The following is a 26,085-nucleotide window of genomic DNA, read 5'->3' on the forward strand; positions in this document are numbered from 1 at the left end:
GGTTAGTCCTTTTCTAGTGCGCCGTCACGGATGATTGCGGCTGCTTCATGTGCGGCGGCGCGAGCGGCAGCTAAGTCAGCTTCGGTGTGCGCGATCGTGTTGACGTGTCCGATCTTCCGGCCCGGACGCACAGATTTACCGTAGGCGTGGATTTTCGCAGCGGGGGCGTGAGCCATGGCGGCCGGATAAGCCGCGTAGAGGTCTTCATTCTTCCCGCCCAAGTAGTTCTTCATGATCACGTAGGCGCCCAGCGGGGTGGTCTCACCCAGTGGTAGATCCAAGATGGCCCGCAGATGCTGTTCGAACTGGCTGGTGATGGACCCGTCGATGCTCCAGTGCCCGGAGTTGTGTGGGCGCATCGCCAGTTCGTTGATGAGGAACCCTTCACCGACGCCCGGGGTCTCGAACAATTCGACGGCCAACATGCCGGTGACATCGAGCGCCTCTGCGACGTCCATGGCGCACTTTTGCGCGGCTTCGGCTACCTTGGGATCGATGTTTGGCGCTGGCGCGATGACTTCGTCACAGATGCCGTCAACTTGGGTGGATTCGACCACCGGGTAGCACTTCATCGTGCCCGAAGGGGTGCGGGCAACTTGGGCGGACAGCTCCCGAGAGAAGGGGACCATGGCTTCTGCCAGAAGGTGAGGGAAGTCTTTGCCGAACCAATCGGCGGCGTCGTGCGCGGCCTGCTGGTCGGCGATGACCCGCACGCCTTTACCGTCGTAGCCGCCGCGAGGTGTCTTCAAAATGACTGGCCAGCCGATGCGGTCACCGAACTCAACCAGTTCTTCGGGGGTGGCGACGGCAGCCCATTCGGGGACCGGAAGGCCGCGGGAACCCAGGCCCTCACGCATGACCAGTTTGTCTTGGGCGTAACGCAGGGCTTCTGGGCCTGGTTGCACATTGACGCCAAGTTCTTGGAGCGCGACCAAATGCTCGTACGGGACGTGTTCGTGATCGAAGGTAAGAACATCAACGTTTTGGGCGAACGCGCTCAGCGCGGCGTAGTCACGATAGTCGCCGACAGGAGCGGTGGGAATAGCTGTGCGGGCACAGCCATCCTCACTTTCGGCTAGAACAGTGATCTGGCAGCCAAGAGCTACAGCTGCCGGGGCCATCATGCGGGCCAACTGCCCGCCACCTACAACACCAATAACAGGGAAACTCACATGAACAGACTACTTGTTTTGCCGCAACTGTCGTGAATTTGAGCTGGGAAGACACTGAAAGCGATTACGCAACGCAATGTTGCGCACTTTGACGGCTCAATGTGTCATAGATCGCAAGTCTTTGACCTGAAATGCAACTGCGGTGCTACTCTTAGGCGATAGGGGATAAGTTAATTAGGGGGAATTCCAATGGAAGCCATGGTTGTTTCCGTCGGTCGATCTGACGTGCACGAAGTTGAAGACGTAGCTCGCGTTTTCAAAGCATTGGGGGATCCGAATAGGGTCCGGATGGTTCAGATGGTGACGGCTGCAGGAGAAGTCTGTGTGCGGGACTTCCGCGCTAAACCTGAGTCAGTCCACGATTTCGCACCACTTGAAGCTACTGGTTGATGCCGGTCTTTTGCTGCGCGAACAGCGTGGAACGTGGGGCTTCTACCGACTCTCTGAGGCAGTGGCCGAGAAAACCGATCACTACCTGCGGGCAGTATTTAACATGCAAGAAGCCTGAACGCCGCTAACTAGGTAAGCAGACTCCACCCGGGTAATATTGTGGTGTTTTACCGTGCCCTGAGTTGGAGTTAATTTCATCGTGCGTTACCGCTTCGTTTCCTTCGCGTCCCGTATTCGGGCGCTGGTCAAGCTGCTCTGGCGCGAAGTGGCCAAGTTCGGCACGGTAGGTGGACTCGCGTTCATCATCGACTCGGGGATCTACGTGTGGCTGCTATCCGGGCCCATGTCCGACTCTGCCGCAAAGGCAAAAGTCGTGGCTGGAATCATCGCCACTATCTTCTCGTGGGTCGCAAACCGCTACTGGACTTTCCGTGACCGCCGCCAAGCCAACCCCGTTAAAGAAGCGGTGTTGTTCGGCATCATGAACGTGATCGGCATTGGCATCCAAGTCGGTTGCGTTTTGGTCGCGAAATACCTGCTGGACATCAACTCGGTGACGGGTCTGTTCATCGCAGGTAACGTGGTTGGCCTCATACTGGGCACAATCTTCCGCTTCTTCGCCTACCGCTTCTGGGTGTTTTCCGGAGACGCGGCCGGCGGTGCCAAGGCCGCACGGCAAGCTCCCCACGAAGATCCGGCAGCTCTAGCGGCCGCTATCGAAGAGGCCGCCGAAGACCGGCACGCCCGTCAGCGCGCTGAAAAAGGCGCCCAGGACCCTACTGAACCAACGCGGTAAGCGCTGGCGCCTCTTGGCGTTGGGCCTGCTCGAGGTTCTGCGCATCACTGATCACCACCGAGCCGCCGCCGGCCCAGGTTGCCAACGCCAGCTCCGCCAGATCCTCATGTCCTAACGTTTGCTGCCCGTCTAGTTCGTAACTGAGCAACACATTGCCCTTCCGTGCAGTCGGCAGGGTCACTTCAGAGACCTGGACCATGAGCTGGTCGGGTTGAGCGGGAGCCTCGGTTGCAAAGTCCAAGGCGAACGGATCCAGCTCGCCGGCGAATTCGGTCGCAAGAGTTGCCAGCTCCACCTGCACCAGCTCGGCCGGGTCAGCGGTCACCGCATCCAGCTCACCTGCATCCGCGGAGGTGAACACCAGTGAATCGGCGAAGTCCGTTTCCGGGGCATCCGCAATGCTGGCTGCCGGCCACTGCAGCTGTTGACCGTGGATGAGGGTCCCCAGCGCGATGGCTAAGAACTTCCAGTGGGCAGGACCGACCACCACGACGGAGGAAGGCAGCACGGGATAGTGCTCATCAATCAGGTTGGCGACCTTGGTCGCCCAGTTCACCAGCACGCGTCCGGAGATCTCAATGCGTTCATCTCCCACGTATTGGCAGAGGGCAGGTTGGCCGCGACGGCCCAAGAAGTCAATGAGCTCGGCAACGGTGGTGACAGGCTTGGAGGAAGCGGAAGAAACCAAAGAGATCATGAAAAAAGATTCTACGGCGTGTTGCGCGCAATACATGCTAAACCTGTCGGTCGCATTGCTTATCATTTCCCGCCAAAACTTGACGTAGTGCAACTTACACACGTGTAATTATGTATGTCTGTCACACCATCAGCACCAGTTCCGGGAGGACTTTCTTGACGAACGCAGAGCGCCAGCAAGAGTACCGTGGCACCGAAGCAGCCGCGGCACAGCCGCAACCCCGGAACATTCCCGCCGACTGGTTCCTTGACCCAGCAGACCCGCAGGCCGCAGCCAAGTACCAGGACGGTCTGACCGCAGCACCGCTGACGCTTGAAGAGCAAGCCACCGCGTTGCTGGCTGCAGCCGAAGCTGCGGAACGGGCCGCCGAAGACGTAGACCAACCAAGTGCACTCCACGTGGCCCCAGTGGTGCCCCTGCAAACCGAAGACGCGCAGATGGATGACGCCTCTTCGCTGCTGGACAGCATCTGGTCCCCAACCGATGTGGAAGGCGAGCTGGCCTGGCAGGTCGACGCCCTGTGCGCGCAGACAGACCCGGAAGCGTTCTTCCCGGAAAAAGGCGGCTCGACCCGCGACGCCAAAAAAGTCTGCGCCGCCTGCACCGTGCGCGAGGAGTGCTTGGAATACGCATTGGAAAAAGACGAGCGTTTCGGCATCTGGGGTGGACTCTCCGAACGTGAACGCCGTCGCTTGCGGAAGAAGGCGAACTAATTCAGCATCAGGTCGATGTCACAGCAATCCTTGTCTGTCACCGCGGAAGCGAGCACCTGCCTGAAGTCCTCTCCGCACTGCAAGCGCAGACTCGCCCGGTAGATCATCTGATTGTTGTCGATTCAGCAGCCGACGAAGACACCCGCCGGTTGTTAGAACAACACGTACCTGAACCCGCCCACCTCGTCTCGCTGCGCGAAAACCAAGGATTCACCGCAGCCGTCGCCCACGCCGCCGACATGGCCGCGGACCTCGGACACCGGACTGCTCCAGAACACCGTTGGCTCTGGCTGATCCACGACGACTCCGCCCCGGCTGAAGACGCACTCGCGGAACTGTTGGGCTCGGTAGAAAAATCACCTTCGGTCACCATTGCCGGCTGTAAACAAGTCCGCTGGCATGACGACCGCAAACTCATTGACGTTGGCATCGGCATGTCACCGCGAGCCGAACGGTTGACCATGATCAACCGTGAAGAGATTGACCAAGACCAGTACGAAGACCGCTCAGACGTGTTCGCCGTCAACTCGGCAGGCATGCTGGTACGCGCCGACAGCTGGGCCGAACTCGGCGGCTTCGACCCCGCCCTGCAGATGGTCGGAGACGAACTCGACTTGTGCTGGCGCAACCGTCTGGCCGGCAACCGTGTCATCGTGGTGCCCAGCGCCATCATGCGCCACGACGAACCCGTGCCAGATTCCACTGACCGGCGCACCCGTCCTGTCTCTGGGTCTTGGTTCCGGCCCTCCGGTAAGGACCATTCCGAGCGCTGGGACGAACTCTCCGGGCGCATCTCTCCGTCCGGTATCCGGGCCCAACGGCGCTCGCAAAACTTTCTACGGCTCAAATATGCTCGCGGCTGGCAGCTGCCCTTCCTCTGGCTATGGCTTCTGATTGCCGCCACGGTTGACCTGATCTTAGGTATCGCGAACAAGCAGTTCGCGCACGCCTTCAAAGCGTTTGTCGGCACCATTGACGGGTTGCTCAAACCGGCCCAATTGCGCAGATCCCGGCGGCAACTGAAACAAAGCCGCCGGGTGGCCTTTGACGTGGTCGAACCGTTGATGACCTCCCGGGCCGAAGTCCGACACTACGAGCGGGCCAACAGGGCCGCTACCGAACGAACCGCTGTGATCGGTGATGGTACCGGTGCCGCCAACACCATGTCGGAGCCGACCGGCGGCCACGACGAATTCACCGCGATGGCCGCTCCCGAACGGACGTGGGCCGGTACCGGGGCTCTGGTGGCCTTTGCGGTTCTTACGATCGCCTCGGTCATCGGGCTGCGACACCTCTTGGGTGCCAGCGCCCTCATGGGCGGCAGCATGCTCCCGGTCAGTGGCTCGCTGGGGGCGGTGTTTGCGCACGCCTCAAGTTGGTGGACCGATCTTTCTGTCGGCTCCAACCACCACATTGATCCGTTCTCCTACGTGCTGGGCCTGCTGGGGATCCTCGGAATCGGGAATGCCTCCGTCGCCACCGTCTGGGCGTTCTTCTTGGCTATGCCGCTTGCCGGACTGGCCGCATGGTTTTTGGCGGCCGGACTGACAGACTCACGCGGTATCCGATTGCTGGCAGCCCTCATCTGGGGTGTGGCACCGGTGCTGCAGGTCGATCTTGCTCAGGGCCGACTCGGGGCCATGATCTTCCACATCGTGCTGCCGCTGTTCGCGCTGGCCGTGATTCGAGCGACCGGTTCGGCACTGGATCCGAAACTGTACTTGGATCCGATCGCGATGCGCCGGACCGAAGTAGAGATGATCCTCAAACCGGGTATCAACTCGGTGCCCTCATGGACCGCTGCAGGCGTCGCCTCACTGCTGATGGCCGTACTAGCCGCAAGCGCTCCGGCAGCCACATTGCCATTGGCACTGGCTGTCATCGTGATGTTCGTCGTGATCGGGCGCAGAGCCAAAACACTCTGGTTCGTGCCCCTGCCGGCGATTGCCCTGTTCTTGCCCACCTGGATCCAAGACTGGAACAACCCACGGGCGCTCCTCGCTGATCCGGGTGCGCCGCTGGCCTTCGAAGCAGCCCCGATCTGGCAACAACTCTTGGGTTTCCCCATCCGGTTCGAACCGCTGGCCGGAACCACCGTGTTCCACTGGGACTGGCTCCACTGGGGTGCGCCCTTTGCCATCATCACGGCATTGTTGATCGCGGCCCCCGCCGGAGTCGGGCTACTGATCGCACTGTTTACGCCAAAGCTGCGCGGCACCATCGTTCGCTTCGCCTTCCTAACCGCATTGCTGAGCCTGGCGGTCGCCTATCTCACCAGCGGGATCGTCACCGCAGCCGACGGCAGCCAACCGGTCACCATCTTCCCGGGTCCAGCCATCTCCGTGTGGTACCTCGTGCTCATGATGGGCGCCATCGTCACCTTGGATGTCTTCGGTAGCCTACGCAACCGCTCCACTGCGGGCCGGCGTGCAGGCTTCACCACCGCCACCGGTGTCCTCTTGGGCACGATGGTCCTCTCCGTGTTGCTAGCCGGTGCGCAGTTCCTAACCGCCAGCTTTGTCGACCCGGTCCAAGACGAAGACCCGTTACACGCCATCGACGATCTGGGCAGCGACTCTCAAGTGGCGGCTTCACCCACCCGGCTAGTGCCGGCCACGGCCGCTGATCAAGCGCTGGGCCAGTACCGAACCCGCACCCTGCGGATCACCGCCACGAACACCGGTTTTGATGGGGCACTCATTAACGGTGCGGCCACAACCTTGGACGCGATGTCTGCCGGGCACCACGCCCGCCAGTTCTCCGGTCCGCTCAACGAAGCATCGTGGGCCAGCGATGACCCTGCCGATGAACAAATCAAGCAGGCCGTCGCCCAGATCGTGGCCGGGGACAATCTGGATCCGCGCCAGCAGCTCGATGAACTAGCGGTTGCGTTTGTCTTCCTTGCAGACCCAGCCAACGACCAAGAACTGCTGGCAGCAAAGATCGACTCGGTCCCCGGACTGGCTACCGTCGGCCGTGCCCAAGGTGGCTGGTTGTGGCGCGCCGTTCCGGAAAAGCAGCTGCCCAAACCTGCCACCGCAACAGACTTCACTTCCCGGATGCGCATCACCGACGCGAACGGCCGGACCGTCCAACAAATCAGCTCCACGCTGACCGAAGCGAACGTTGACCTTCAAGAGAGCTCAGCTGAACGTCGTCTCTGGATCTCCAACCGGGCAGACCCAGACTGGCTCGTCACGTTCAATGGACGAGAAATCAATCCCGAACCAGTCAACTCAGCCCAAGGCCAGTGGGCCGCAGAATTCGTGCTGCCGCAAGAGGCCGGAACACTGAACGTAGAGTTCCAGCACGATCACCAGCGCCTCGCGGTCTTCGGTCAGGGACTCGTCTTTGTCTTGGCCTTGCTGTTGGCAGTGCCCGTCAGCAGGCGGGCACGATTTGTTCCTTATGTTGGACCAGACACCGATGCCACTGAGGTGGAAGAAACCTCCACCTCAGGTGAAGACCAACTACCGGACCTAGCAGCCGAAGAGCCCACGGAGGAACCGGCCAACGCCGAGCCGGATGATGCTGACCCTGCGCCCGCAGAAACCACGCAGAACGATGCCCCAGCAGAACCCACATCCACGGAGGTGACCGATGGCAGCGGAGAAACCCGTCAAAAAGAACGAGAATAAACGGCGCACCATCGCCGCCATAGCCTCCGGGACCGTCTTGGTGCTGTTGGCCGGAGCCGGAGTGTTCGCCGCGGTTCAGAACCCGCAAGAACCTGCGCTGGCCGAAGCTAACCCGGGGCTCACCAACATCCCAACAGCGCAGCAGCGGCTCGTGTGTCCCACCCAGCCACAACTCGTCTCCGGGGTCGGCGAAAACACCGACGCTGCTTTTGCCCCCGGATCTGACGGAGAAAAAACGGAGCTGGCTGCGCTTGCCATCTCTGATCTTGGCGGCACCCTGCCTTGGCTGCAACTGCGCACAGATCTCAGTGCTGAGAGTGACCCGACCGACCTGACCCCCAAGGTCAGTGACGAGAAACAACAGGGCCAGCCCGCCACGGTTGGCGAGGATGGCCAGTCACAGCGTAAAGCAAAGCTATCCGTCAACGGTTCCGCCGCAACCCAGCCAAGTCTGTTGACCAGCTATCCGCTCGGTGGTCGGCCGGGTCTGATCAACGCTGCGCGCAGCTACACCGCACCTGACGGTGACCTAGCCGGGCTGGCCAGCAGTGACTGCATCGCGCCGCGGCATGAACAATGGATCACCGGCCTGACCACCGAAGTCGGGGCAACCGGTGTCATCGGTTTCAGCAACCCGACCGACACCACGGCCGTGGTCAACCTTGACTTCTACGGCAGCCAAGGCAAAGTCCAAGCCCCGGGAGCACAAGGCATCGTCTTGGGCCCAGGGGAGTCACGTTCATTCTTGGCCGCCGGTTTCGCCCCAGACGAGCCCGCCCTCACGGTGCGGATCCGCTCCACCGGTGGTGCCGTCGGCGCGTGGGCGACCCAGACGTTCCTCTACGGCCTCGATGCCGGCGGAGTGGACTACATTCCGGCCACTGGCACACTGGCCCGCAATCAGCTCATTACCGGTTTCATCGCGCAGAATCCGGACAGCAACGCAAAATACCTGCAGGACGAGGACCGCAAGAACTCCGCACCGGCGCTGATCCTCTCCTCACCAGCTGCCACTGAAACAACCGCGACCATCAAGGCGTACTCAACCCGCGGTGAGGTCGACTTGCCCAATAACGGCGAGATCAGCATTCCGGCGCAAGGCACCGCCGTGTTCGAACTGGACCGCTTGGCCGCCGGTGAATACACCTTTGCCATCCAAGGCGACAATCTGGTCACCGCTACCGGCCGCACTGTCCGCGGTGACGCCGACGTTGATATCGCGTACTTGGCATCGGCGGGACGATTGGGGAACTCGAATGTTGTGGCCCTGCCCCAAAACGGGGACGCCACCCTGGTCTTTGGCCAAGCAGACGGCGAGTCCACTGTCTCTATCACCCCGGTGCTCGCCTCCGGCGCCATGGGCCGCCAAACCTCGCTCACCTTGAACGGGGGTGCCACCGTGCGCAAGAGCGTGAAAGATCTGGGTGGCGACAACAAGGTTGCGGGCGTGTTGATCAGCGTCAGCGGTGACCGTGTCTACGGAAACGTGCACATCACCGGTAGCGGAAACCAACTCACCGCTATCCCGATCCGCTCCACTGGCCAAGCAAACACCGCGGTGGCGGTATCCTTATCGGAATAAGTGTGCTCCGGTAATCAGGAAGGTCCACAGATCACGATGAGCTCATCCCACGGCACTGTGCGTAGCTGTTCACGCAACGGCTGCGTCAACCCAGCAGTGTCCACGCTGACCTACGATTACGCCGGCGCCACCGCCGTGCTGGGGCCACTGTCGATTTACGCTGAACCCCACTGCTACGATCTGTGCGCCGCACACGCCGAACGCTTCTCCGCACCCATCGGCTGGGAAGTCATCACCATGACCGACCCGGCCGCGATGGCCGCGGTCCGGCCGAAAGTCGAACCCGATGACCTGCTGGAGGTGGCCCACGCGGTCCAGCAGGGCAGTGACGCAGCTGCCGGGGGCGAGCGTGAAGACTTTGCCGCCGCTGCACAACGCAAGAAACCGCGCCTGAACGCCGGGGCCTCCGCGAAGCCGGCCAAACCTGCCGCCAAGGGATGGCTGCGGCTCATCACTGACGGCGACTAAAACTTCTCACCCACGACTGAACACGTAACCACCGTTTCAAAGGACACAATCTGTTGGCATCTTCTTCCAACCTTTCCCCTGCACTGGACACCACCGGCCTCGACACCAGCACCCTGGACGTCTCTACCGAACAAAGCCCGGTGCAGTACGCCGTCCGCGACCTGAGCTTGGCTGAGGCTGGCCGACACCAGATCCGCTTGGCCGAGCACGAAATGCCCGGCCTGATGGCCTTGCGCGAAGAATACGGTGAATCCCAACCACTGGCCGGTGCACGGATCGCCGGGTCATTGCACATGACCGTCCAAACCGCGGTGCTGATCGAAACCCTCGTGGCGCTCGGTGCAGAAGTTCGCTGGGCCTCCTGCAACATCTTCTCCACCCAAGACGAAGCCGCCGCAGCCGTGGTGGTCGGGGACGGCACAGTTGAAAACCCAACCGGCGTCCCGGTCTTCGCATGGAAGAACGAAACCCTGCCCGAATACTGGTGGGCCACCAACCAAATCCTGTCCTGGCCGGGAGCCGAAGAGAACCCGGAGCTGGGCCCGAACATGATCCTCGATGACGGTGGGGATGCGACCCTGCTGGTGCACAAGGGCGTTGAGTTTGAAGCTGCCGGTGCCGTGCCTGCAGCTGACGAGAACGACCCGGAAGAATACCGCGTCATCCTGTCTGTGCTGAGCGAGTCGCTGAAAGCCTCACCGCAGAAGTGGACCAAGGTTGCTGCCGGGCTGAAAGGCGTCACCGAAGAGACAACCACCGGCGTGCTGCGCCTCTACCAGCTGGCCCAGGAAGGCCAATTGCTCTTCCCGGCCATCAACGTCAACGATTCGGTCACCAAGAGCAAGTTCGACAACAAATACGGCATCCGGCACTCCCTGCCAGACGGAATCATGCGCGCGACCGATGTGCTGATCGGCGGCAAGGTTGCCGTCATCTGCGGTTACGGTGACGTCGGTAAAGGCTCAGCGGAGGCCATGCGCGGCCAGGGCGCCCGGGTGATCGTCACCGAAATCGACCCGATCTGTGCCTTGCAGGCCGCCATGGACGGCTACCAAGTGGCCCGGCTAGAAGACGTGGTTGGTGAAGGCGACATTTTCATCACGACCACTGGCGGTAAAGACATCATCACCGCCGAACACATGCTGGCCATGAAAGACAAGGCCATTGTCGGCAACGTCGGACACTTCGACAACGAGATCGACATGGCCGGGCTGGGCAAGCTGCCGGGCATCGAAAAGATCGAGATCAAACCCCAGGTCCACGAGTGGGTGCTGCCCGCCGACGAGCACGGTCCGCAGCGTTCACTCATCGTGCTGTCCGAAGGCCGGCTGCTGAACTTGGGTAACGCCACCGGGCACCCATCCTTCGTCATGTCCAACTCCTTCACCAACCAGGTCATGGCCCAGATCGAGCTGTTCACCAAACAGGACACCGGCGAATACGCCAACCAGGTTTATGTGCTGCCGAAGATCTTGGATGAGAAGGTCGCCCGCCTCCACTTGGCTTCACTGGGCGTGGAACTGACCGAACTGACGAAAGAACAGGCCGAATACCTCGGCGTCGACGTTGCCGGTCCCTACAAGGCCGATCATTACCGGTACTAAAAAAACTTAGCCACCAGCGGCAGATAGGAAGCCCGCCCCGCGCGTAAATCAGCGCTTTTGGGGCGGGCTTCCCTTAAACTTTGGGTAATTACCCTGTCCAGCCCGAGGAGGCCCCGTGGCGCAGAAAGATGATCCGCTGCACCAGGAAAAAGAGTTCGAAAGCGGTATCGACTACTCCGCCTTCCAAGACACGGAGGGTCCAGACAACGCCCAGCCAGCTGATCCGGCTCCGGCCGAAACCGCGGCACACGAGCATCCTCACGGGCAGCAACCGGAGCCGAGCGCTGAGACCACCGCAACTGATGCAGACCTCACCGTCGCTGCGGCACCAGCTGCCGGGTCTTCGAGCAGTACCCACAAGACCGAGGCGTTCACCTCCCCGATCTACCGGCAGCTGAAACAAGAACGCCCAGAGCACACCAAGACGGACACTCCAACGCAGCACACCGCCGTGTTAGACCGTTCCCGCATCAACGCCCTAGACGACTCTGAAGACCGGCCACAATCGCAGTGGCCGGCCGCAGCCACACCTGCCGGGGACAAAGACAGCCACCAGCGTGCCGCATGGCGCGATGAGGTCAAGACCTCCGCCGGCGGTTTCGCCAAGACACTGCAGGTATTGCTGGCCATCTTCTACCCGTTGGTGCTGTTAGTCGGGACCCTGAAGCTCGTCGCCTCACCGCTGCTACTGCTCATCAGCTACAACCGGCCAGGCTTCCCAGCCGATGAGTACGGTTTCAGCACCGCAGACCGGCTGACCTACGGCTCCTACCCGCTGGACTACCTGTTCAACACGGCAGACACCCGATACCTCTCAGAGCTCAACTTGGACGGCCAACCGCTCTTCAGGCCAGAAGAAGTCCAGCACATGGCAGACGTGAAGCTGATCATGGTCATCACCATGCTCTCCGGACTGTTGCTGCTGATCCTGTCCTTGCTGATGGTCTGGTACTTGCGCCGCAACTACCCCGGAGCGATCCGCCGCGCCACCTTCGCCGGTGGAATCGGATTGTTGGCGCTCGTGATCGCGCTGGCTGTCGCCGTGGTCGTCGGGTTCACAGGCTTCTTCAACTGGTTCCACGAGGTCTTCTTCCCGCAGGGTAACTGGCAGTTCTACCTCGATGACACGCTCATTCGCCTCTACCCGGAACAGTTCTGGCTGGATGCGATCATCCTGTGGGGTGCACTGCTGCTGATCGCACTGCTCGTCACCTTCCTTGCTTCCTGGCCGACCCGCGCACGCCGCGAACGTAGCGCGGCCGAAGCCGAGCGGCTGTGGAGCCTGCAGGCAGATGACGATGTCGCCGCCACGGACACGGACAGGCCAGCCCGCCCACGAGCCAGCTCAGAACCGCAGCTGAGCAAGCGCGAGCAGCGCCGGGCCCTGAAACAGGAAGAGAAAGAACGCAAGGCAGCGCAGAAGGCTGAAGCGAAAAAGAACGTCGACGCCTAAGCCACAGCTCAACCACGTTTAAAAACCGCTGGCGACCACCACATCCGGGAAACATCCGGAACAGGTGGTCGCCAGCGGCGTTAACGCTTCAGCGAATGGTTAGTTCTTCCCGTAGATCTCGTCGATGACCTCGGTGTAGTCACGCATGACCGCGGTCCGCTGCAGTTTCATCGACGGGGTCAAATGTCCACTGGTGTCCGTCAGCGCGGCCGGCAGGATCCGGAACTCACGCACAGACTCGGCCCGGGAGACCTTCTGGTTGGCGTCGTTGATCAGGTTCTCAACGTAGTCCCGTATCTGCGGGTGTTCGGCTGCCTGCTGAACTGACAGCTCGCCAAGACCATGCTGGGCGCACCAGCGTGGCAGCGCCTCCGGTTCCAGTGCGATCAGCGCTGAGACGAAGGGGCGGTTCTCACCGACAAGCACGACGTGGGCCACCAGATCGTCTTTGCGCAGATCTTCTTCCATCGGGCCCGGGTAGACGTTCTTGCCGCCGGCGGTGACAATGACGTCCTTCTTCCGGCCCAAGATTTTCAGGAAGCCGCTCTCATCGATCTCACCCAGATCTCCGGTGCGTAAGAAACCATCAGCGGTGAACGTCTCCTCAGTGGAGAACCGGTCCCCGTGGTACCCGTCGAAGACGACCACGCCGCGGATCAGGATCTCTTGATCATCGGCAATCTTGATGTCGACCCCTGGGATTGGCAGCCCCACCGAGCCCAAGGTGGTCTGGCCCGGAATGTTCAGGGTTGCCGGAGCGGTCGTCTCTGTCAGACCGTAGCCTTCCTGCATCCCAATCCCGACGCCCCGGAAGAAGGCACCCAACTCTGGGTCCAGCGTGGAGGCACCGGAGACGGCAAACTTGGCCCGGCTACCGAGCAACGCTCGCAGTTTCGCGTAGACGAGCTTGTCGAACAGCTTGTGCTTGAGCTTCAGGGCGAGCCCCGGTCCGGAGCCCTCCCCGAGGTCGGCGCGTTCGCAGGCCTGGGCGTAGTCGATCGCAGTCTGCTTGGCGGCAGCAAAAATCTTGCCCTTGCCGCCATCCTCGGCCTTCTGCGTGGCTCCGGCCAACACCTTTTCGAAGACCCGTGGAACGGCAAGGACGAAAGAAGGGTTGAAGGTATTCAGTGCTGGCAGCAACAGCTTTAGGTCGCCCACGTGGCCAATCTTGATGCCACCGACCAGGCAGATGTATTGCACGGCTCGAGCCAAGATGTGGGCCAGTGGCAAGAACATGAGGGAAGAGGACTGCTCGGCCCCTTCACCTTCCGGGTACACAATGTCCGCAGCAAACGGCAGGATGTTCAGGCTCGTCAAGCACAGATTCGCGTGGGTGATGCGGGCACCCTTGGGTCGACCGGTCGTGCCGGAGGTGTAAACCAAGGTCGCAACATCAGCTAGAGTTGCGGTGCGGCGGGCCTTGTCCAGATCAGCATCGCTGACCTCGTGGCCGGTTTCGGCAAATGCCATCAGGTCAGCGAGTTCCCCGATCACGTGAATCGGCAGATCCGCGCCCAGATTCGCAAGTGCTTGGGCGGCAACGCCCCGATGCTGCTCGGTTTCGACAAAGAGCAGGCTGGCCCCGGAATCACCAACAATGTGTTCAACTTGATACGCCGAAGACGTCTCGTAAATCGGCACGGAAATGCCACCGGCGAACCAAATGGCCTGATCCAACAACGCCCACTTATAGCTGGTCGAGCACATGACCGCCACCATGTCCCCGGGTTTCACCCCGGAAGCGATGAGTGCTTTGGCGAGCTTCTGCACGTCGGTGACGAACTCGCGCAAGGTCACATCACGCCAAGTGATCTGTTCTCCGGCGATCGTCGGAATGGCGTAGGCCGGCAAATCGGCGGCAGCCTCAAGACGTTCCAACACCAGATCGGTGACGTTGGTGGAGGCTGGTAGCTGAGCCACTTGGGTGTTGGTGACTTCCTGCATCAGTGTTTCCTTCAGATGGGGTACGTGTGCGTCTAGTTTAGATCCACGAAGAGAACCACATGCGGGCCCGCCACGCGTCATAGTTAATTTGTTCTCCGGTCCAGACCGGCAAGAAGAAGGCACTCACGGCCACCACCGCCACAACGAACCCGATGGCTCCCAGTGTCGCGGCCCGGCTGTAGCGGCCGGTCAGCGCCAGCTGCCGCCGACTCATCAGACGCATCAGCCACGCCAGTGCCAACAGCACCGCCAAGATGAGGAAGGGCTGGTAGGCGATGGTGTAAAAGAAGAACATGGTGCGGTCGGGGAAAGCCAACCACACGAAGAAACCGGCAATGTAGGCGGCGATGATCGCCCAGGCCCGCCAATCATTGCGGGCCACGGCTAGGAACAGAACCACAAGGAACGCGAGCGCTCCGGCCCACCACAACATCGGGTTGGCCAGATCGGTGATCGCCGCCGAGCAGCTTTCATGGACGCACCCGTCTTCGCCACGTTTAGTGCCTTCGTAGAAGAACGATGTGGGCCGGCCCATGAACCACCACGTCCACGGGGTTGACGCGTAACTGTGCTCACTGGAAAGACCGGCGTGGAACTGTGTAGATTCCCGATGATACCGGTACAGGGAGCGGAACCAGTCCGGGAACAAGCCGCCGATGCCAGCAGAGGGATGCTCCGCGGACCACTGACGACCGTAGCCACCGCTGCCAAAAATCCAGCCGGACCACGTCGCCACATAGCTCACGGCATACAACGGAATGGCGGTGAGAAGAGCTGGAAACCAGTCATACAGGAACGTGGTCCGCAACGGTGCAGGCTGATCCGGCAACTCTTGGGCCAAGATACGGCGGCCCTGCCAGTCCCAGGCCAGCGATAAGAGACAGAACATGCCAACGAACGCCAAAGCCGAGAGCTTTACAGAGGTGGCACAGGCTAACAGGACCGCTGCCAGCAGCCACCACGGACGCCAAAGACGGGCGACGAAACGAGGCTGCTGGCCGGATACAGCGTGCTGAAGCAAACGCTGTCGGTGCCAGCGTTGGTCGTACAGCAGCGCCAAGAATGCGGCTAAGACGAACAGGGCCAAGAAGATATCGAGCAAGCCAGTCCGCGACAGCACCAGATGGTGACCGTCCACGGCCATGAGGATTCCGCCTAAGACGCCGAAAAACTGTGCCCGCAACATCCGGGTCACAATGATCATGAACAGGAACACCATGATGGTTCCGGCAGCTGCAGCGGAGAAGCGCCAACCGTAACCGTTGTCGACGCCGAAAATCGCCATTCCGGCGCCGATGATCCACTTGCCTAGAGGCGGGTGAACAACGTAGCCCGGCTCATCCAAAGGCTGAGGGTTCCCGGCCACAAAATCGGGGTTCGGTTCCTCCGGCCACTTCATCTCGTGACCAAAGTTCCACAGGGCCCAGCCGTCTTTGACGTAATAGGTCTCATCAAAAATGAGCCGGCCCGGATAATCCAAGTTCCAGAACCGCAGCAGTCCGGCAACCACCGTGACCACGGCGAAAGCCGCCCAGCCCCACCGCGTGAACACGACCGGGTCACCCGACAGACGGGCACGCAACCGCGCCGGCACACCCGTGGTGGGCCTGCGCCTTTCCGGTGCGGTGGTGGTGATACTCATCAGGCTTATCGTACCCAAGACTGGGCGTTTAGCCCCTGCGCATTACCGTGAAAGCTAAAGCCGGTAGGGTAGTGGACATGTCTGGAACCATCACGCTGGCGGCCACACCGATCGGCAATCTCTCCGATATCTCCTCCCGAGTTCTGGAACTGCTGCAGCACAGCCCGCTGATCGCCGCTGAAGACACCAGACGCACCCAACAGTTGCTCAACGCACTCGGGGTCACCGCTGCAGGCAAGCTAACCGCCTACCACGAGCACAATGAGGCAGCCAAGACCGCCGAACTGTTGGCCGCGGTGGAAGCCGGAACAGATCTGCTGGTGGTGACCGATGCCGGCATGCCCGCCGTGTCCGATCCCGGCTATCGGCTGGTCCAAGCCGCCATTGCCGCCGACATCCCCGTCACCTGTGCCCCCGGCCCGTCCGCGCCACTGGTGGCCCTCACTCTCTCCGGGCTACCCACCGACCGGTTCTGTTTCGAAGGCTTCTTGCCCCGCAAAGCCGGCGCCCGAGCACAACGCTTGCAGGAGCTCGCCGATGAGCAACGCACCCAAGTCTTCTTTGAGGCCCCGCACCGGCTGTCTGCATTTCTCGAGGCTGTTAGTGAAGCGTTCGGATCCGACCGGCAGGCGGCTGTCTGTCGAGAGCTGACCAAAAAGTTTGAACAAATCCGCAGGGGCACCCTGGCTGAACTGATCGCCGAGCAAGAAACCGATCCAGCCCGTGGCGAAATCGTGATCGTCGTGGCGGGCGCCGAACCACAAACGGTCGATCTCGACACGCTGGCCGCGCAAGCTGTTGAGCAGCATCGTGGCGGCGAACGGCTGAAGACCGCTGCCGCCGCGCTCGCCAAAGCGCACGGACACTCCACCCGCCAGATCTACCAGACTGCCTTAGATCTGATGGCCGAGCAGTCATAGCGCACAGCGAGAATCATTAGGCTCCTAGCGCACGATAGGCCGTTTCACCCTTCACGGACACCGTCCGTGTGCCGCGGTTGTCGTAATCTAGTAAGCGGAGAACAAACGTTGCCTGACCCCTTATCTTTCGACCAGAGGTGATTGACGCTATGAGCGTGACCCAAGAACGTGAACAACAGGTGCTTGACTCGGTGCCCACCGGCATCCTGATTAACGGTCAGTGGCGGGACGCCACCGGCGGCAAGACCTTGGATGTCCACGACCCAGCCACCGGCAAGGTGCTGCTGTCCATCGCGGATGCGACCACCGAAGACGCGCTCGCGGCCCTCGACGCAGCCTCCGAAGCCCAACGGGACTGGGCCCGCACCTCCGCGCGCGAGCGTGCCGAGATCCTGCGCCGTGCCTTTGACCTCGTGACCGAGCGTGCCGAAGACTTCGCGCTGCTGATGACCATGGAAATGGGTAAACCGCTGGCCGAGGCCCGCGGCGAAGTCAAGTACGGTGCCGAGTTCCTGCGCTGGTTCTCTGAAGAGACCGTGCGCGACTACGGCCGGTACTTCACCAGCCCAGAAGGCACCAACAAGATGATCGTCCAGCGCAAACCTGTCGGTCCATCGCTGCTGATCACCCCGTGGAACTTCCCGCTGGCCATGGCCACCCGCAAGGTAGCCCCCGCCGTTGCCGCCGGTTGCACCATGATCCTCAAACCAGCCAAGCTCACCCCGCTGACCTCCCAGCTCTTCGCCCAGGTCATGCAGGAAGCCGGCCTACCAGCAGGCGTGCTGAATGTCGTGTCCTCATCATCAGCCTCCTCCATCTCCGGCCCGCTGATGCAGGACGACCGCCTACGCAAGGTCTCCTTCACCGGCTCCACCCCGGTGGGCAAGCGGCTGCTCAAGGACGCCGCAGACAAGGTCCTGCGCACCTCCATGGAGCTGGGCGGTAACGCCCCGTTCATCGTGTTCGAAGACGCCGACCTCGACAAGGCTGTCCAGGGCGCCATCGATGCCAAGATGCGCAACATGGGTGAAGCCTGCACCGCGGCCAACCGTTTCCTCGTCCAGAAGTCCGTCGCTAAGGAATTCAACGAGAAGTTCGCCGCCGCCATGAGCGCACTGAAGACCGGCCGTGGCACCGAAGACAGCACCGATGTGGGCCCACTGGTCGATGACGGCGCCCGCAACGACGTGGACAAGTTGGTCCAAGAAGCCGTCAAAGCCGGGGCAACCGTCGCCGCCGGTGGCGCCAAGGAAGAGGGCCCAGGCTACTTCTACAAACCAACTGTGCTGACCGACGTGGCCAACGACAACCCGATCCTGCAGAACGAAATCTTCGGCCCGGTCGCCCCGGTGACCACCTTCGAAACCGAAGAGGACGCCATCCGCATGGCCAACAACACCGAATACGGTCTGGCCTCCTACCTCTACTCCAAGGACTTCAACCGACTCATCCGGGTCGCCGAAGGCCTCGAGTTCGGCCTGGTTGGTTTCAACGCCGGCGTCATCTCGAACGCCGCCGCACCATTCGGTGGCATGAAGCAGTCCGGTATGGGCCGTGAAGGCGGCGCCGAAGGCATCGCCGAATACACCACCACCCAGTACATCGGTATCGCCGACCCGTACGCCAACTAGTAATTTCCCGCACACACGTAGGAGCCCTGCCCACCATGACTGCGACCATTCCCGGTCACACCCCTGATGCCTACCTGCAGAAGGACACCACCGGTGACGGAGACCAGTCTGGTGGGCAGCGCGCTGCTACCGAAGAAAACACCGGGCGTCGGCGCAACCTCACCTACCCGCCGGCACCCGAGCCGTTGCCCGCCCCCGTCGTGGACAACCACACCCACTTGGACTTGCGCGACGGAAACATCAACCTGACCTACGCTTCAGCGCTGGACACCGCTGAAGCGGTCGGGGTGCCCGGAGTGATCACGATCGGCTACGATCTTGGCTCATCCGAGCGCGCCGTCCAAGCCAGCTACCTTGAGCCACGAATCCGGGCCGCAGTGGCACTGCACCCCAATGAGGCGCCGCAACGCGTGGCTGATGGCAGCTTCACCGAGGTTTTCGCGCAGATCTGCACGCTGGCAGAAGACGAACGCGTCGTCTCGGTGGGGGAGACCGGCCTAGATTACTTCCGCACTGGCGAAGACGGGATCGAGGCGCAAAAGTATTCGTTCGCCGAGCACCTGAAGCTGGCGCACCGGCTGAACAAGCCGGTGCAGATTCACGACCGGGACGCCCACGACGATGTTGTCGCGGAGCTGGAGAAGGCCCGCGAAGGTGGTTATCTTCCTCACAAAGTTGTTTTCCACTGCTTCTCCGGAGGCGAAGAGCTGGCACGGATATGTAACGAGAATGGCTGGTACATGTCGTTTTCTGGAACCGTGACATTCAAGAACTCAAAGGACTTGCAGGCCGCGCTACGGATCGCCGATCAGTCTCTGATTCTTGCGGAAACTGACGCGCCTTACCTGACCCCGCATCCGTACCGGGGACGGCCGAATGCTTCCTACTTGATGCCGAACACGGTCCGCTTTATGGCGGAGCATCTCGGAGTTGAATTGACCGCGTTCTGCCGCCAACTGCAGGACAATACCGACCGAGTGTACGGTCAGTGGTTGTTATCAATTTGAGCTAATGTCACGATTCGGTTACGATACTTAACCTAGAAGCTGGGATCAGGCCATTCGGCAGAACCGTTCGCATAACTTTTCTGTTTGGATGAACCCTGTGCCCAGAACCTGCAAAGTATTGGAACTTCGTGGCTCGACCAAAGAAAAAACTCGTCCTGATCGGCACGCAGCTTGCTGTAGTTGCCGCATTGATCCTCGGCCTGATCGGCTTCGTCGGTAACAACAAGACTGTTGCCGTGAACGTTGACGGCCAATCCCAAGAAGTAAGCACTTTCGCTTCTGACGTCCGCGGCGTCCTGGAATCCGGCAACATTGAACTTGCCGCCGGTGACGAAGTAACTCCATCCCTCGATGAGCCGGTGACCGCTGACACCGTCATCAACATCGCCAAGAACAAAGAGATCCAGTTGGAGATCGACGGCGAAACCAAGACTTACAACACCACCGCAGCTACCCTGGCTGAGTTCCTGGACAGCATTGAGCTGAAGAAGAATTCTGAAATCGCTGCTGACCTCGACGCGGAACTCGTCTCCTTCACCTCCCCAATCGAGGTGACCACCCCGAAGAAGATCATCGTGGTCCAGAAGGGTAAGAAGAACAAGACTTTCACCTCCACCGAGTCCACCATTGGTGACGCGCTGAAGGCTGAAGGCGTCAAGCTGGGTAAGAACCACAAGCTGTTCCAGGTGACCAAGGCCAAGGCCGAAAAGGGCAAGAAGGCCAAGACCGTCAACAAGGCCCTGAAGCCATCCGCCAAGTTGGAAAAGGCCGTCAAGGTCCTGATCCAGGTGCACTCCACCAAGTCCGATAAGGAAACCGTCGCGATTCCTTACGAGACCACCACCACCAAGGACAACTCCCTGTACGAAGGTGAAAAGAAGGTCAAGAAGGCTGGCGTAGCCGGTACCAAGACCATCACCTACAAGCTGAGCTTGGTTGACGGTAAGGTCACCGACAAGGTCAAGACCGACGAAAAGGTCACCAAGAAACCAGAAAACGCTGAAGTTCTGGTCGGTACCAAGAAGCGTCCTGCTCCAAAGCCAGCTGAGAACAACAACTCCAGCTCCGCCAAGAAGAGCAGCAGCTCCTCCTCTTCCTCCTCCAGCAGCTCCTCTGCTCCAAAGGCCAACACCACGAACGTTGGTGGCGCTTGGCAGAAGCTGGCTCAGTGTGAGTCCGGCGGTAACTGGTCCATCAACACCGGTAACGGTTACTACGGTGGCCTGCAGTTCTCCGCTAGCTCCTGGGCCGCAGCCGGTGGTACCAAGTACGCTCCGCTGCCACACCAGGCAACTCCAGCCCAGCAGATCGCAACCGCTGAGAAGCTGCGCGCCAACGGTGGCTGGGGCCACTGGCCAGCATGCTCCGCTCGACTGGGCCTGCGCTAAACGACAACACTAGAAGGCTCTTCGAGCCACATAACTGAAGAACCTCTCACGCTGGGCGGTATCGCGAATTTCACGCGGTGCCGCCCAGCGTCGTTGTCAGTCATGATGGACCGAGTGCAGGGCCAAAGTAGTTAAGATAGAAAACGTGAGTGAACCATCAAGGCTGTTGTCTGCAGCTGATATCCGGCTGCTAGCCGACAAGGCTGGAATCCGCCCGACCAAAACCCTCGGGCAGAACTTCGTCATCGACCCCAATACGATCCGTCGCATCGTCGCCGCAGCAGAAGTTACCGCTGACGAGCATGTTTTGGAGGTCGGTCCCGGGTTGGGCTCGCTCACTCTGGGGCTTCTCGACGCAGCTGAGAAGGTTACCGCAGTAGAAATCGATGCGGCGCTTGCCGGGCAACTGGCCGAAACCATTGCCGAGTATCGCCCTGAACGGGCTGGCCAACTGCACCTCATTCACTCCGATGCCATGGAGGTCAGCGCCGAACAGATCGCCCAGACGTCCGGATCCCTACCATCGGCGCTCGTGGCGAATCTGCCCTACAACGTTGCCGTCCCAGTCCTGCTGCACCTGCTCGCCGAACTACCGGAGCTGCAACACGCGCTGGTGATGGTTCAAGAAGAAGTCGCAGACAGACTGGCAGCCGACCCGGGCAGCAAGGTCTACGGTGTCCCCTCAGTGAAAGCCAGCTGGTACGGGCACGTACGCAAAGCAGGAGTGATTGGCATGCGGGTGTTCTGGCCCGAACCAAAAATCACCTCCGGGCTCGTGCACTTCCGGTGTTACGACGAACATGAAGCGGCACGGGTGCAACAGGGCGCAGACCGCGAACTGACTTTCGCGCTGATTGACGCGGCCTTCGCGCAACGCCGCAAAACACTGCGCGCCGCATTGGGGCCAGCCTTGGGCAGCCCCGCGCAGGCCGAGGATGTGCTGCGCAGCGCCGGTATCGACCACACCTTGCGTGGGGAACGGCTCACCATCTCCGACTTTGCCACTATCGCGCTTGCCGCCGCTGAGACGGAGGTCCGATGAGCCCGGAGCGTCAAAACGCCGCCGAACTGTTTGGCTACGCCACCGCCAATGCGCCGGGCAAGATCAACATCGCCCTGCACGTGGGTGCGCCGCGCGCCGACGGCTACCACGAGCTGCAAACCCTTTTCTTGGCGGTGAACTGCGCCGAACAGGTCCGTGCGACCTCGGTCACGGACGGATCCATTACCGCAGAATTCTCCTCTCAATCGGCCAGCCACATCGCCTATCAGGGGCTGCCTACCGACGAATCGAATCTTGCCGTCAAGGCCGCCTTGTTGCTGCAACGCGAATTCAACATCGACGAAGGCGCGCACCTGACCATTACCAAGAATGTGCCCATCGCTGGGGGCATGGGCGGAGGCTCCGCAGATGCGGCCGCAGCTTTGGTCGCCTGCGCAGCACTATGGGGCATCCAAATGGACCGTCGCGCGCTGGCCGAATTCGCCGAACCACTTGGAGCGGATGTGCCCTTTGCTGTCCTTGGCGGGGCCGCACTCGGCGCCGGGATCGGCCATGAGCTCACCCCGTTGCTCACGACCGCCCAGACGCACTGGGTCATCGTGCCGGCCACCGGCAACGGCCTGTCCACCCCGAGCGTGTACAAGGAGTTCGATCAGCTCCACGGGTACCGGCCGGGACAAAACGACACCGAACCGGAGCCCATCAGCACCGAACTGCTGCGCGCCTTTGCTCAAGGCGATCCACGCACCCTGGCGGGCTATCTGCGCAACGACCTACAGCCTGCCACCTTGGCGCTGTACCCGGAACTGTCCCAAACATTGGAGCTAGGGTTGCGAGAAGGTGCGCTCGCGACCATGATCTCCGGTTCCGGACCGACCATCATGATGCTCTGTGACGACGCGGAAGCCGCCAGTGCGCTGGCGCTGCGCCTCAATGACGAATACCAACTTCCCGCTTGGCCGGTCACCGGACCTGCCGCCGGGGCGACAATCTGTTAGGAAAGTACACCTACCTCTATGGCCCATCTGCTTGGCTGCGAAAATATTGGCATTTCATTTGGCACCCGCACGGTGCTCGAGTCCGTCTCCCTAGGCATTGACCGGGGGCAGCGGATCGGTATCGTCGGCCGCAACGGTGACGGCAAATCAACCCTGATGCGAATTCTGGCCGGCGTCCAAGAACCCGATCACGGCCGCGTCACGGCCCGCAACGACATTTCCGTGGGCTACCTAGCCCAGCGGGACAGCCTGGACGATGCCGACACGGTGTCCTTCGCGGTCGTCGGAGAGCGGGCCGAACACGAATGGGCGGCTGACCCAAAGATCCGTGACGTGATCGACGGGCTGCTCACCGGCATCGACTGGAACGGCACGGTAGGGGAGCTGTCCGGTGGTCAACGCAGACGTGTCGCGCTGGCACAACTACTGGCCGGCAATGACGATGTGCTCTTCCTTGATGAGCCCACCAACCACCTCGATATTGAGACGGTGCACTGGTTGGCCGAACACCTCAAGAACCGCTGGCGTCCCGGTGAAGGCGCGCTGCTGGTCATCACCCACGACCGGTGGTTCCTCGATGAGGTGGCCACAAACACTTGGGAAGTCCACGATGGCATCGTTGAACCGTTCGAAGGCGGCTACGCCGCCTATATGCTGGCCCGGGTAGAACGAGACCGACAGGCAGCCGTTGTCGAACAGAAACGCCAACAGCTAGCTAAGAAGGAGCTCGCGTGGCTGCGCCGTGGCGCACCAGCCAGGACATCGAAACCAAAGTTCCGGATCGACGCGGCCAACGCGGTCATCGCTGATGTGCCAGAAGTCCGTGACAAGGTGGCTCTGACAAAAATGGCGACAGCTCGACTGGGCAAAGACGTCATTGATGTCGAGAACATGAGCTACCAGCTGCCCGAAGGCCGCGAACTGTTCGACAAAGTCACCTTGCGTTTGGCGCCAGGTGAGCGCATTGGCATTTTGGGAATCAATGGTGCCGGCAAGACCACGCTCGTGCGCTTGATGACCAAAGATCTGGAGCCAACAGCTGGACGCGTCAAACACGGTAAGACGATTCAGACCGCCGTGCTGGACCAGAATCTTGCGGATCTGGCGGCGACCACCAACCGCCGGGTCATTGAGGTGCTCACCGAAGAAAAGAATGTTTTCGAAGTCGACGGTAAGGAAGTCTCTGCAGGTTCGCTGCTGGAGACCCTAGGGTTTGCCGCCAAGCGCCAGTGGACCCCCGTCAAGGACCTCTCCGGTGGTGAACAACGCCGCCTGCAACTGTTGAAGCTGTTGGTCACCGAACCGAATGTGCTGTTCTTGGATGAGCCCACCAACGATTTGGATACCGACACCTTGGCGGCGGTGGAAGATCTGCTGGACTCTTGGCCCGGCACCCTGATTGTGATCTCACACGACCGGTATTTCCTCGAGCGCGTCACCGATCATCAAGTGGCGTTGCTGGGTGATGGCAAGATTCGGGACCTGCCTGCTGGCGTGGATGAGTACCTGCGCCTGCGCAAGGAACAAGACCAGTCCGGGCCGGCAGCCTCCACCCGGGCGACCAGTACGACCGAGTCAGGCAGCGACTCCGGTCCGACGAGCACGCTGTCGGGTGCTGAACGGCAGGCGGCGCAAAAGGAAGCGAACGCGACCGAACGCAAGCTTAATCGGATCACGGAGCAGATCGACAAGCTCGAAGCTGCGATGCATGAGATTGACCCGCAGGACTTCGTGGCTTTGGGGGAGAAGTCGGCTGAAATAACCCAGCTGCGCGCAGAGCAGGAAGAATTGGAAGAACGCTGGCTGGAGCTCTCCGAAATCCTCGAAGGCTGAGCCGCTGCAACCCCGCTGTGTGAGTCCAATCCCTAGCCAAGGGCATCAGCAGTGCCAGACAATGGGAAGCATGAGGAACGGTATAGAGTCTCCGCAGAAACTCCCTTGGCGATGGGGGACTGACACCGGGCTGCAAGCCCCGCCATATTTGCAGCGCGAACCGGCATCCTCGTTCACGCTCGCTGCACGCGCCGTCTATACCGCAGCAGACACCCAGTCCCTCTACCTGTGGCTGTGCCAATTGCGTCGAGCACCCTACAGCTATGACTGGATCGACAATTTCTTTCGCCAAAGTCCGCGCACACCAGACCCGTCGCTGACGAATCTAAGTATCGGGCAGACCGTCATGACGATTTTCGACCTTGTGGACTTCCAGCCGCACCGGTACCTGACCCTGAAAATGAAACCGGGTCTACCGACACGAATCTTCGGTTCTTTGGTCGTGCACTACTCGATCGTCACCGAGGAGCACGCGCAGGTTTTACGCGGAGATCTCTGGATGGCATCAACCGGTCCCTACTTTGGGCGGCTGCGACGATTCCTGCTGGCGTGGGGAGACATCATCATGATGCGCAAACAGTTGCTCACCCTGACGGCGCTCGCGGAACAGACCGACATGGAGCAACGCCTAACCGAGCAGCGGCACTGAATGATCGGTGCCGAGCCGTTTGATCACTAGGGTAGCTAGAAACCTAACTACCCTCTCTATCCAATGTGGTTTCTCGGCCTGCGTCGTTGCGACTGACAAACTAGTTGGGCGCGAGATGGACTTACGGACTGGCTACCTGAGTTCGGAGAGCCTCACGCTTGTCTTCACCGACCCACCAAATGATGAGTAGCGCGACGAAGGTGATTCCCGTTCCTACAAGTTCACCAACCCTTGGTTGATCAACAATTGCGAAAAATATGCTGGCAACCAGGTAGAGGGATGGAATGATCCCACCGAGCCAGACCGGCGGACGACGGCTGAGCCAAACATGGAGGAATACCAGCGCCAGTCCAATGAGACCCCCAATTGCCAGTACCCAAGTAGGCAGGTCCGCTAGTGAATCAAATGACATGATTTGCTTCTTTCAAAACATTCGAAACTACATTGTCTGCCGCTAACCAACGTGGAGCAACGACCAACTCCTAAGAGATCTGTAAGCATAGCGCCAAAACCGAGTGTGACACGGCCATGATTCCGCCGAAAGATAATGGAGGATG

The 26,085-nt window shown here is 60.8% G+C and carries 21 protein-coding genes; 16 read left to right on the plus strand and 5 right to left on the minus strand.

Annotation, left to right across the window (positions count from 1 at the left end):
- Positions 1 to 2: 2 nt before the first annotated feature.
- Positions 3 to 1,172, minus strand: coding sequence for a 5-(carboxyamino)imidazole ribonucleotide synthase (locus tag ACFFFR_RS06495; RefSeq protein ID WP_377458891.1), 1,170 nt, complete (start codon positions 1,170 to 1,172; stop codon positions 3 to 5).
- A 322-nt stretch (positions 1,173 to 1,494) separates the two neighbouring features.
- On the opposite strand from ACFFFR_RS06495, the gene ACFFFR_RS06500 reads away from it, so the two are divergent.
- Positions 1,495 to 1,680, plus strand: coding sequence for an ArsR/SmtB family transcription factor (locus tag ACFFFR_RS06500; protein ID WP_377458893.1), 186 nt, complete (start codon positions 1,495 to 1,497; stop codon positions 1,678 to 1,680).
- 81 nt (positions 1,681 to 1,761) lie between these two features.
- On the plus strand, positions 1,762 to 2,358 hold the full coding sequence (locus ACFFFR_RS06505) for a GtrA family protein (RefSeq protein ID WP_377458895.1): 597 nt from the start codon (positions 1,762 to 1,764) through the stop codon (positions 2,356 to 2,358).
- On the opposite strand, the gene ACFFFR_RS06510 is transcribed toward ACFFFR_RS06505, so the two are convergent.
- Complete coding sequence (locus tag ACFFFR_RS06510) at positions 2,339 to 3,055, minus strand: TIGR03089 family protein (RefSeq protein WP_377458897.1); 717 nt, start codon at positions 3,053 to 3,055, stop codon at positions 2,339 to 2,341. The genes ACFFFR_RS06505 and ACFFFR_RS06510 overlap by 20 nt on opposite strands.
- Before the next feature lie 155 nt (positions 3,056 to 3,210).
- Between ACFFFR_RS06510 and ACFFFR_RS06515 the strand changes: the two genes are divergently transcribed.
- From ACFFFR_RS06515 to ACFFFR_RS06540, 6 genes are all read left to right on the plus strand, one after another.
- A complete protein-coding gene (locus ACFFFR_RS06515; protein WP_377458898.1) occupies positions 3,211 to 3,768 on the plus strand; it encodes a WhiB family transcriptional regulator in 558 nt (185 codons plus the stop codon).
- Between the two features lie 26 nt (positions 3,769 to 3,794).
- Entirely contained in the window at positions 3,795 to 7,406 is a 3,612-nt protein-coding gene (locus tag ACFFFR_RS06520) for a glycosyltransferase (protein WP_377459026.1), read from the plus strand.
- Positions 7,369 to 8,988, plus strand: coding sequence for a DUF5719 family protein (locus tag ACFFFR_RS06525; RefSeq protein ID WP_377458900.1), 1,620 nt, complete (start codon positions 7,369 to 7,371; stop codon positions 8,986 to 8,988). Before ACFFFR_RS06520 ends, ACFFFR_RS06525 begins: the two co-directional genes overlap by 38 nt.
- Before the next feature lie 36 nt (positions 8,989 to 9,024).
- Positions 9,025 to 9,456, plus strand: coding sequence for a DUF3499 domain-containing protein (locus tag ACFFFR_RS06530; protein WP_377458902.1), 432 nt, complete (start codon positions 9,025 to 9,027; stop codon positions 9,454 to 9,456).
- Positions 9,457 to 9,596: 140 nt separating this feature from the next.
- The gene (gene ahcY / locus ACFFFR_RS06535; RefSeq protein ID WP_377459027.1) at positions 9,597 to 11,060 is read left to right on the plus strand and encodes an adenosylhomocysteinase; all 1,464 of its coding nucleotides are present in this window, start codon (positions 9,597 to 9,599) and stop codon (positions 11,058 to 11,060) included.
- 115 nt (positions 11,061 to 11,175) lie between these two features.
- Positions 11,176 to 12,513 carry a TIGR01906 family membrane protein gene (locus tag ACFFFR_RS06540; RefSeq protein WP_377458903.1) on the plus strand — a complete coding sequence of 446 codons (1,338 nt, stop codon included), beginning with the start codon at positions 11,176 to 11,178 and terminating at the stop codon, positions 12,511 to 12,513.
- A gap of 99 nt (positions 12,514 to 12,612) precedes the next feature.
- Here ACFFFR_RS06540 and ACFFFR_RS06545 read toward each other — a convergent pair whose 3' ends face one another.
- On the minus strand, positions 12,613 to 14,457 hold the full coding sequence (locus ACFFFR_RS06545; RefSeq protein ID WP_377458905.1) for an AMP-dependent synthetase/ligase: 1,845 nt from the start codon (positions 14,455 to 14,457) through the stop codon (positions 12,613 to 12,615).
- A gap of 37 nt (positions 14,458 to 14,494) precedes the next feature.
- Positions 14,495 to 16,099: a dolichyl-phosphate-mannose--protein mannosyltransferase gene (locus ACFFFR_RS06550; protein WP_377458906.1), complete on the minus strand. Its 1,605-nt coding sequence runs from the start codon at positions 16,097 to 16,099 to the stop codon at positions 14,495 to 14,497.
- A gap of 77 nt (positions 16,100 to 16,176) precedes the next feature.
- Between ACFFFR_RS06550 and rsmI the strand changes: the two genes are divergently transcribed.
- The 8 genes from rsmI (at position 16,177) to ACFFFR_RS06590 (ending at position 25,528) form a co-directional block, all read left to right on the plus strand.
- On the plus strand, positions 16,177 to 17,019 hold the full coding sequence (rsmI, locus tag ACFFFR_RS06555) for a 16S rRNA (cytidine(1402)-2'-O)-methyltransferase (protein ID WP_377458908.1): 843 nt from the start codon (positions 16,177 to 16,179) through the stop codon (positions 17,017 to 17,019).
- A gap of 149 nt (positions 17,020 to 17,168) precedes the next feature.
- Positions 17,169 to 18,650 (plus strand): NAD-dependent succinate-semialdehyde dehydrogenase, encoded by a 1,482-nt coding sequence (locus tag ACFFFR_RS06560; RefSeq protein WP_377458910.1) that lies wholly within the window; start codon positions 17,169 to 17,171, stop codon positions 18,648 to 18,650.
- 35 nt (positions 18,651 to 18,685) lie between these two features.
- On the plus strand, positions 18,686 to 19,657 hold the full coding sequence (locus tag ACFFFR_RS06565; RefSeq protein ID WP_377458912.1) for a TatD family hydrolase: 972 nt from the start codon (positions 18,686 to 18,688) through the stop codon (positions 19,655 to 19,657).
- A 128-nt stretch (positions 19,658 to 19,785) separates the two neighbouring features.
- Positions 19,786 to 21,045, plus strand: coding sequence for a resuscitation-promoting factor (locus tag ACFFFR_RS06570; RefSeq protein ID WP_377458914.1), 1,260 nt, complete (start codon positions 19,786 to 19,788; stop codon positions 21,043 to 21,045).
- A 136-nt stretch (positions 21,046 to 21,181) separates the two neighbouring features.
- Complete coding sequence (gene rsmA / locus ACFFFR_RS06575) at positions 21,182 to 22,087, plus strand: 16S rRNA (adenine(1518)-N(6)/adenine(1519)-N(6))-dimethyltransferase RsmA (protein WP_377459029.1); 906 nt, start codon at positions 21,182 to 21,184, stop codon at positions 22,085 to 22,087.
- The gene (locus tag ACFFFR_RS06580) at positions 22,084 to 23,046 is read left to right on the plus strand and encodes a 4-(cytidine 5'-diphospho)-2-C-methyl-D-erythritol kinase (protein ID WP_377458916.1); all 963 of its coding nucleotides are present in this window, start codon (positions 22,084 to 22,086) and stop codon (positions 23,044 to 23,046) included. Before rsmA ends, ACFFFR_RS06580 begins: the two co-directional genes overlap by 4 nt.
- Before the next feature lie 18 nt (positions 23,047 to 23,064).
- Positions 23,065 to 24,879, plus strand: a complete 1,815-nt coding sequence (locus ACFFFR_RS06585) for an ABC-F family ATP-binding cassette domain-containing protein (protein WP_377458918.1) — start codon at positions 23,065 to 23,067, stop codon at positions 24,877 to 24,879.
- Positions 24,880 to 24,949: 70 nt separating this feature from the next.
- Positions 24,950 to 25,528, plus strand: coding sequence for an SRPBCC family protein (locus tag ACFFFR_RS06590; protein WP_377458920.1), 579 nt, complete (start codon positions 24,950 to 24,952; stop codon positions 25,526 to 25,528).
- 121 nt (positions 25,529 to 25,649) lie between these two features.
- On the opposite strand, the gene ACFFFR_RS06595 is transcribed toward ACFFFR_RS06590, so the two are convergent.
- Positions 25,650 to 25,940 carry a hypothetical protein gene (locus tag ACFFFR_RS06595; RefSeq protein WP_377458921.1) on the minus strand — a complete coding sequence of 97 codons (291 nt, stop codon included), beginning with the start codon at positions 25,938 to 25,940 and terminating at the stop codon, positions 25,650 to 25,652.
- Positions 25,941 to 26,085: the final 145 nt, after the last annotated feature.

The sequence above is a fragment of the Micrococcoides hystricis genome (genome assembly GCF_042434215.1).
In the GTDB taxonomy this organism is placed as follows: Bacteria; Actinomycetota; Actinomycetes; order Actinomycetales; family Micrococcaceae; genus Micrococcoides; species Micrococcoides hystricis.